The 7,897-nt window shown below is 46.8% G+C and carries 6 protein-coding genes and 2 tRNA genes; 6 read left to right on the forward strand and 2 right to left on the reverse strand.

Annotated features, from left to right (window positions below; genetic code table 11):
* Window positions 1–141 precede the first annotated feature (141 nt).
* Entirely contained in the window at window positions 142–1,020 is an 879-nt protein-coding gene (locus AB5903_RS19505; RefSeq protein WP_368118128.1) for a hypothetical protein, read from the forward strand.
* A 52-nt stretch (window positions 1,021–1,072) separates the two neighbouring features.
* On the opposite strand, the gene AB5903_RS19510 is transcribed toward AB5903_RS19505, so the two are convergent.
* The gene (locus tag AB5903_RS19510) at window positions 1,073–1,243 is read right to left on the reverse strand and encodes a hypothetical protein (RefSeq protein WP_005653792.1); all 171 of its coding nucleotides are present in this window, start codon (window positions 1,241–1,243) and stop codon (window positions 1,073–1,075) included.
* A 286-nt stretch (window positions 1,244–1,529) separates the two neighbouring features.
* Between AB5903_RS19510 and AB5903_RS19515 the strand changes: the two genes are divergently transcribed.
* Window positions 1,530–2,819 (forward strand): Fic family protein, encoded by a 1,290-nt coding sequence (locus AB5903_RS19515; protein WP_005653795.1) that lies wholly within the window; start codon window positions 1,530–1,532, stop codon window positions 2,817–2,819.
* Window positions 2,820–3,324: 505 nt separating this feature from the next.
* On the opposite strand, the gene AB5903_RS19520 is transcribed toward AB5903_RS19515, so the two are convergent.
* A complete protein-coding gene (locus AB5903_RS19520) occupies window positions 3,325–3,945 on the reverse strand; it encodes a superoxide dismutase (RefSeq protein WP_074713642.1) in 621 nt (206 codons plus the stop codon).
* A gap of 124 nt (window positions 3,946–4,069) precedes the next feature.
* Between AB5903_RS19520 and AB5903_RS19525 the strand changes: the two genes are divergently transcribed.
* From AB5903_RS19525 to AB5903_RS19540, 4 genes are all read left to right on the forward strand, one after another.
* Entirely contained in the window at window positions 4,070–6,415 is a 2,346-nt protein-coding gene (locus AB5903_RS19525) for an ATP-dependent helicase (RefSeq protein WP_195658552.1), read from the forward strand.
* A gap of 38 nt (window positions 6,416–6,453) precedes the next feature.
* A complete protein-coding gene (gene nspC / locus AB5903_RS19530) occupies window positions 6,454–7,599 on the forward strand; it encodes a carboxynorspermidine decarboxylase (RefSeq protein ID WP_195658551.1) in 1,146 nt (381 codons plus the stop codon).
* A gap of 110 nt (window positions 7,600–7,709) precedes the next feature.
* Window positions 7,710–7,782 (forward strand) — tRNA-Gly (locus tag AB5903_RS19535).
* A 30-nt stretch (window positions 7,783–7,812) separates the two neighbouring features.
* Window positions 7,813–7,894, forward strand: a tRNA-Leu gene (locus tag AB5903_RS19540).
* Window positions 7,895–7,897 lie beyond the last annotated feature (3 nt).

The raw sequence follows: 7,897 nt of genomic DNA on the forward strand, positions 1-7,897 counted from the left end.
TAGTGTTTCCGAACCAGCTTTTGCCGGTTCTATTGTTTAACTTTTAATCTTTCGGTAAAAATTTACCGAAGTATTGTCAAAAATATCTTTCGCCAAATTCTGATTAAGAAAAGCTGTCTGCAATCGACTTTGCCGAAAGCTATGATTGAGCGTTTTAAGGGATGCGTTATAACCTATGCAGAAAGTAAGGTTAAAAGCAAGGACTACTACTTTGTTCAAATGACTATTGATAATGATGGTCAGCTTTCTTATAGAGATATTGAGAAAAAAATACCACAGGATGGTGTTATCTCTGTACTGGACGCAAATTTCGAGATGCGCGAATATCAAATACCTGACTTTAAAAAGGGATATAACAAGGATATTATCTATTGTATCGAGAAGGATGGGGTCAAGTATAATATTTATGATACCGAAGAGTATATCTTCCCGGAATTAGATGAGATGACTCGTGCCTTGACAGTATTAAAGGACACTATTGTGCCAGCCGAAGCATACCAACTGTTGATGGACAATGTGCAGTCAGTAGATGCAAAGACATTTTGCCAGCAACGTATGCGTGAAAACAAGGATGGTGTTCTACACAATCAGTTCTATAAGGATATTAAGATTATTGGTAAAGAAGACGGAGTTACAAGGGATCTCATGCGCTTGATAACTAAAGAGTACCACATCAAGCAAGGTCAGGACTTCCGAACAGCTTCTCGCCGAGAGAAAACTCTGGGTGCTTGTGTCAATGTTCATTATTGGAAGTATTCACCCAATACATGGATGTATTGTGCAGGTCCAAATCCAAGTGGCAATTTTAGCTCTATTGACAATAAGGTTCATGTTCGAGAATTGGTTTGCGATAAGACTCCTGATGAAGCATTTGTTAATGAGTTGATTTGTTCATTGGGCGATGGTTGGAATAAGATAAATGAGTTCTCTGTTCACCCTTCAATTTTCAAGTTCCTGAAGGAAAGGTTGGAAATGTATAAGGTGAAGGAACAACTCGATGAAATATCCTCAAAGGATTAAGGTAATGAATACATATTTGGTAGAACTGATAAGTGACCTGGATGAACAAGTCTCAATATATGTAGATGCTTATGATGAATCCGAGGCTGAAGCTATAGGTGTCACCATGCTTGAAAATGGTGAGCTCGACTGTGTTGTTCAGCTTATCTTCTGTGTAGAGCTCCTTGTCTGTACCGCTAACAGCTTCGGTCAGTCGGCTCAGGATTGATTGGATTGTTGTCATGTGCTTTGTTTTTTTATTTCCCAACGGTGTGGAGATTTCTTCATGAACCGTAGGTATGTCCTTGCATTGTCGCAAGAAGAATCATGTACCTTTGCAACATAATTTTATCAAGATCAAGAAGTAGATTTTGCTTCCAAAACTTTCCTATCAGTCAAAAGAAAGCTTAAATCGTCGCAAAAATTGCGTTATTTTATCTCTTCTTTAGTTATTCGACAAAAAATTCTTAATTTTGTCGCAGAATTTGCGACGTTAATCGCAGAATAATGTAGCATTAAAAGTTTTCATTATGTATATACACGAAAGAGATAATTGGACAGACTTCCGTTGGGACGCTTCGCAGGTGTTGCTCCTTCAGGAGTTGGTTTGCCGCAAGCAAGGGTTACTCTTTGGAAGGTTAAGTTCGTTGGGGCTTGATAGCAAGCTAAGAGCTATGGCAGAGAACTTGACCTATGACGTAGTTTATTCGTCAGAAATTGAGGGCATTCGCTTGAATGTAGATGATGTACGTTCTTCAATCGCCAGACGACTGGGGATAGAGAACGTAAAGTATACAGCTCCTTCGCATTATATAGATTCGGTTGTAAACGTAATGCTCGAAGCGGTTCAGAACTACGACCAGCCTTTGAGCAAGGAAAAACTATGTGCTTGGCAAGCAGCGTTCTTTCCGTCTGGTTTCAGCGAAGGCAGTCAGATTGAGGTCGGCAAGTACCGCAGCAACGAGGAGCATATCATCAGTGGTATGTTTGGACGTGAGAAGATTCACTACATCGCCCCTTCACCAGACCGAGTAGAAGGCGAGATGGAACGTTTCCTTGCATGGTTTGACAGTGAAGAGCCGGTCAGCAGCGTCATTCGCTCTGCCGTAGCCCACTTTTGGTTTGTCAGCATCCACCCATTTGAAGATGGCAACGGAAGATTGGCTCGCATACTTTCTGATATGCAGCTGGCTCGTGGAGAGAAGAGCGACTATCGTTTCTATAATATCTCATCACAGATCAATAAAGACAAGAATCACTATTACGACATTCTGGAAAAAATGCAGCATGGTGATGGTGATCTAACAGAATGGTTGGTATGGTATCTTCAAAAGCTCATCGATGCACTTGATGAAGCTGAAGCTATTGTAACTTCTATACTGAACAAGAGTTTCTTCTGGCAGAAGGCTTCGTCAATTCCTATGACAGAGCGTCAAACAGAGATGCTGAATCTATTCCTCGATGGCTATGAGTCGAAGATAACTTCAAAGACATGGGCATCGTTGGCAAAATGCTCGAAGGACACAGCCATTCGTGATATTCAAGACTTGGTCGAAAAGAATATTCTGGTTATAGACATACCTGGAGCAAAGCGTCCAAGCTATTCCATCGTCTATGATGCCGAAGATCTGACTCAGTTCTTTGCCGATGTGACCATTACGGAAGAAAAAGGCATTCCATACCTTTGTGCTTTGTTCAAAGGAAAGAAGCAGGTTCGTGAAAGACTGCTCAAACTTGATGCAGAACGTTACCTGAAGGATGATCTGCCACTATCAAACCTGCTTGGCAAGTATTGTTCGTATCTAATGGCAGGAAAATAACGTTTCGAGAAAAGATATTGAACTCACACATAAAGAAGGGGAGGAGCAAGATAAACTTGCTTCTTCTTTTTTTCGGTTAAAAGAGAAAGTTGGGTAGAAAGTCCTGTGTAAACTTGTATGGCAAGATCGGTTTAAGGTTTACGTTAGCTTGATACCCCAAAAAAGGTTAGTATCTTAGTTAAACTTTGCATTCACCGCGGCGCAGGCTGCAATCGAGGAATAGCGCGATATAGCTGGTGCTCAATAAAATAGGCGGTATGCTTTTCATTTACAAAGGCTTACTGCCTATTGTATTTTTAAAAGGTACGTTCATTCCGCACGGAAAATGAGCGTAATAAACGCAAATGTTTAGAGAATGTTGCTGTGTTTTTCGTTGGGTGTTTAGAGCGTGTTTAGAGCCGTAATTGATGATATGACAGAAAGTTAAGACTTTGGAAAAAGAAAACGCATCTGCCGCTTTTTACAGCTTGCAGATGCGTTTCAACAGGGGTTTATGAGGGGTTGCTTATTTCATCCGTTTACCCACCGCTTCCCAGTCTACTATGCTCCAGAGGGCATTGACGTGGTCGGCGCGTTTGTTCTGATAATCCAGGTAGTAGGCATGTTCCCAAACATCGAAGCCCAGCAGCGGGGTCAGTCCTGCGCGTACGGGATTGCTTCCGTTCGCTTCTTTGGTGATGTGCAGCTTGCCGTTCTTATCAACAGACAGCCATGCCCAGCCCGAACCGAACAGTCCGACTGCTGCCGCGTTGAATTCCTTCTTGAAATTCTCGAAACTGCCGAAGTCGCGTTTGATGGCTTCCGCCAGTTTCCCGGTAGGTTCGCTTTGCGACGGTTTCGGTGCGAATTGCAGGAAGTACAATGTATGGTTCAGTACCTGTCCGGCATTGTTGAATACGGCGCCGTCGGGTGCGGTGGCTACGATAGTAACCAGGTCTTTGTTTTCGTACTCCGTGCCCGGAACAAGGTTGTTCAGGTTGTTTACGTACGTTTGCAGGTGCTTACCGTAATGGTAATCTATTGTTTGCTGACTGATTACAGGTTCCAGCGCGTTGTGTGCGTAAGGAAGTTTAGGCATTTCATGTGTCATAATCATTATTGTTAAAGACATTAATAACGTATTCATAAGTTCAATTTATTTAGTTTTGAAACTTTACTATACTAACGCGATAACCTGTGGAATTGTTCGCAGGTGTCCGAACCTTTCACTATCTTTGTGCCCGAACTTTACCCGTTAGATTATTAGGAATATGTCCGATTACATACAAGAACTGAATGAGGGACAGCGTGCTGCGGTGCTCTACAACGACGGCCCGTCACTGGTGATAGCCGGCGCCGGTTCGGGAAAAACCCGTGTGCTGACCTACAAAATAGCTTATCTGCTGGAGAACGGTTACCGCCCCTGGGATATTCTTGCGCTTACCTTTACCAATAAGGCGGCCCGTGAAATGAAAGAACGTATCGCCCGGCAGGTAGGTGCGGAACGTGCCCGTCACCTTTGGATGGGGACATTCCACTCCATATTCCTGCGCATCCTGCATGCGGAAGCCGCGCAGATCGGATTTACCCCGAAATTCACCGTCTATGATACGGCAGACAGCAAAAGCCTGTTGCGCTCAATCATCAAGGAGATGGGATTGGACGAGAAAGTGTATAAACCGGGTACGGTGCAGGCACGTATCTCCAATGCCAAGAACCACCTCGTGTCTCCTGCGGGTTATGCCAACAACAAAGAAGCCTACGAAAGCGATAGTGCGGCCAAGATGCCTGCCATACGCGATATTTACCGCCGCTACTGGGAGCGTTGCCGGCAGGCGGATGCCATGGATTTCGACGATTTGCTGTTCTATACCTTCCTGCTTTTCCGCGACCGTCCGGAGGTGCTTGCACGCTATCGGTCGCAGTTCCGCTATATTCTGGTGGACGAGTACCAGGACACCAACTTTGCCCAGCACAGCATTGTGCTTCAGTTGGCAAAAGAGCATCAGCACGTCTGTGTGGTGGGCGATGACGCGCAAAGCATCTACTCCTTCCGGGGAGCCGACATCGACAATATCCTGTATTTCACAAAGGTATATCCGGGTACGAAGGTCTTTAAGCTGGAACAGAACTACCGCTCCACCCAAACCATCGTTTCTGCCGCCAACAGCCTGATAGAGAAGAACCAGCGGCAAATTCGCAAGGAAGTCTTTTCGGAGAAAGATAAGGGAGAACCCATCGGAGTGTATCAGGCATACAGCGATGTGGAGGAGGGCGATATTGTAATCAACAAGATAGCCGAACTGCGCCGGCAGGAGAATTACGTCTATTCCGATTTTGCCATACTCTATCGCACCAACGCGCAGAGCCGTGTCTTTGAGGAAGCCATGCGCAAGCGCAGCATGCCGTATCGCATTTACGGCGGACTGTCTTTCTATCAGCGCAAGGAAATAAAAGATGTAATTGCCTACTTCCGTCTCACGGTCAATCCGAATGATGAAGAAGCCTTCAAGCGTATCATCAACTACCCGGCACGCGGGATAGGCGACACTACCGTAAATAAAATCACGGCTGCCGCCACCAGCCACAATGTAAGCCTGTGGACCGTGCTCTGCGAACCGCTGACCTACGGGGTGAACATCAATAAAGGAACGGCGGGCAAGTTGCAGGATTTTCGCTGTTTGATAGCCGGATTTATCGAGAGCGTTGCCGAAAAGAACGCCTACGAGCTTGGTACGGAGATAATCCGGCAGTCGGGCATTATTGCTGATGTCTGCCAGGACAACTCGCCCGAGAACCTCAGCCGCAAGGAGAATATCGAAGAGCTTGCAAACGGTATGAGCGACTTCTGTGCACAACGGCTGGAAGAGGGGAATGCCAATACCACGCTGAGTGATTTCCTTTCGGAAGTGTCCCTGCTTACCGACCAGGATTCGGACAAGGACGGAGACGATGAAAAGATAACGTTGATGACCGTGCACTCCGCCAAGGGGCTGGAGTTTAAAAATGTCTTTGTGGTGGGCATGGAAGAAAACCTGTTTCCGAGCGGTATGGCGGGCGACTCTCCCAGGGCGTTGGAAGAGGAGCGCCGTTTGTTCTACGTAGCCATCACCCGTGCGGAAGACCATTGTTTCCTTACTTATGCCAAAAGCCGTTACCGTTATGGGAAGATGGAGTTTGGAAATCCCAGCCGCTTTTTGAAAGATATAGATGTGCGCTTCCTTAAGCTGCCGCAAGATGCCGGATTGGTGCGCAAGGTAGATGAGCATGCCGCATCTTTCCGCAGGGAGAACAGAGAGAATTTCGTTTCCGCCATGTATGGAAAACGTGATGGAGGAGCTCGTCCCCGGCAGGAAATCATTGCCCCGACCGTTCCCCGCAACTTAAAGCGGGTGACGCCTTCCATGGGAACAGCTTCTGCCGCTTCCCATTCGTCGGCAGCCGCAGGCGGGAACGCTGTGCTGCCGGGGCAGTTTATCGAACACGAACGTTTCGGCCTGGGCGAAGTGCTGAAAGTGGAAGGTGAGGGCGACAACGCAAAAGCCACCATCCGTTTTAAGAATGCGGGCGACAAGCAACTTCTTCTGCGTTTTGCGCGTTTCAAAGTGATAGGATAGATCCGGTTTTTACTATAAAAGTTTATATAACAAGAAAAATGACAGATAAAGATTTCGACCTTTTCCCTTCTCCCTGTTATATCATGGAGGAAGAACTGTTGAGGAAGAACCTCACATTGATAAAGAGCGTTGCCGACCGGGCAGGCGTAGAGATTATCCTTGCTTTCAAGTCTTTTGCCATGTGGCGCTCGTTTCCCATATTCCGTGAGTATGTGGAGCATTCTACGGCAAGCTCCGTATACGAGGCACGCCTGGCGTTGGAGGAATTCGGTAGCAGGGCGCATACATACTCTCCGGCATATACGGAAGCCGACTTTCCGGAAATCATGCGATGCAGCAGTCACATCACATTCAATTCGCTGGCTCAGTTCCGGCGTTTTTATCCCATGATTCAGGCGGCCGGGCAGGATATATCCTGCGGCATACGCGTCAATCCGGAGTATTCGGAAGTGGAAACGGAACTGTATAACCCTTGTGCTCCCGGCACCCGTTTCGGTGTAATGGCCGAACAGCTTCCCGATGTGCTGCCGCAAGGCATCGACGGGTTTCACTGCCACTGCCATTGCGAGTCGTCCTCGTACGAGCTGGAACGTACGCTGGAGCATCTGGAGGCGAAGTTCTCCCGCTGGTTTCCGCAAATAAAGTGGCTGAATCTGGGTGGCGGGCATTTGATGACCCGTAAGGACTACGATGTGGAGCATCTGATTCGCCTGCTCCGCGGATTGAAAGAGCGTTATCCCCATTTGCGCATTATCCTGGAACCCGGTTCGGCATTTACCTGGCAGACGGGAGTGTTGGCTTCCGAAGTTGTGGACATTGTGGAAAACCGCGGCATCCGTACCGCAATCCTGAATGTCAGCTTCACCTGCCACATGCCCGATTGCCTGGAAATGCCCTACCAGCCTGCCGTCCGGGGTGCCGAAATGGGTGACGGCGGTGCGTACATCTACCGGTTGGGCGGCAACTCCTGCCTGAGCGGCGATTATATGGGGTTGTGGAGCTTTGACCACGAACTGCAAATCGGTGAGAGAATCATCTTTGAAGACATGATACATTACACCATGGTGAAGACGAATATGTTCAACGGAATCCATCATCCTGCCATTGCCATGTGGACAAAAGAGGGAAAAGCTGAGATATTCAGAAAATTTTCTTACGAAGATTATCGCAACCGAATGAGTTGATAATCAAAACTATGCTTTCACTTCAGGCAGAATGTTTAATTTTATGTGTGAAAAAAATGCGTAGAATGTTTGCAGGTTAAAGGAAAATATCTACCTTTGCAACCGCAAACGCGGAAATAGCTCAGTTGGTAGAGCATAACCTTGCCAAGGTTAGGGTCGCGAGTTCGAGTCTCGTTTTCCGCTCATTTCTATGAAATGATTGCAATTACCTATGCCCAGGTGGCGGAATTGGTAGACGCGCACGTTTCAGGTGCGTGTGTCGAGAGGCATGCAGGTTCGAGTCCTGTTCTGGGCACAA

Origin of the sequence: Bacteroides sp. 2201st1_D9_2201SCRN_220225 (assembly GCF_040928965.1) — a bacterium.
Classification (GTDB): domain Bacteria; phylum Bacteroidota; class Bacteroidia; order Bacteroidales; family Bacteroidaceae; genus Bacteroides; species Bacteroides stercoris.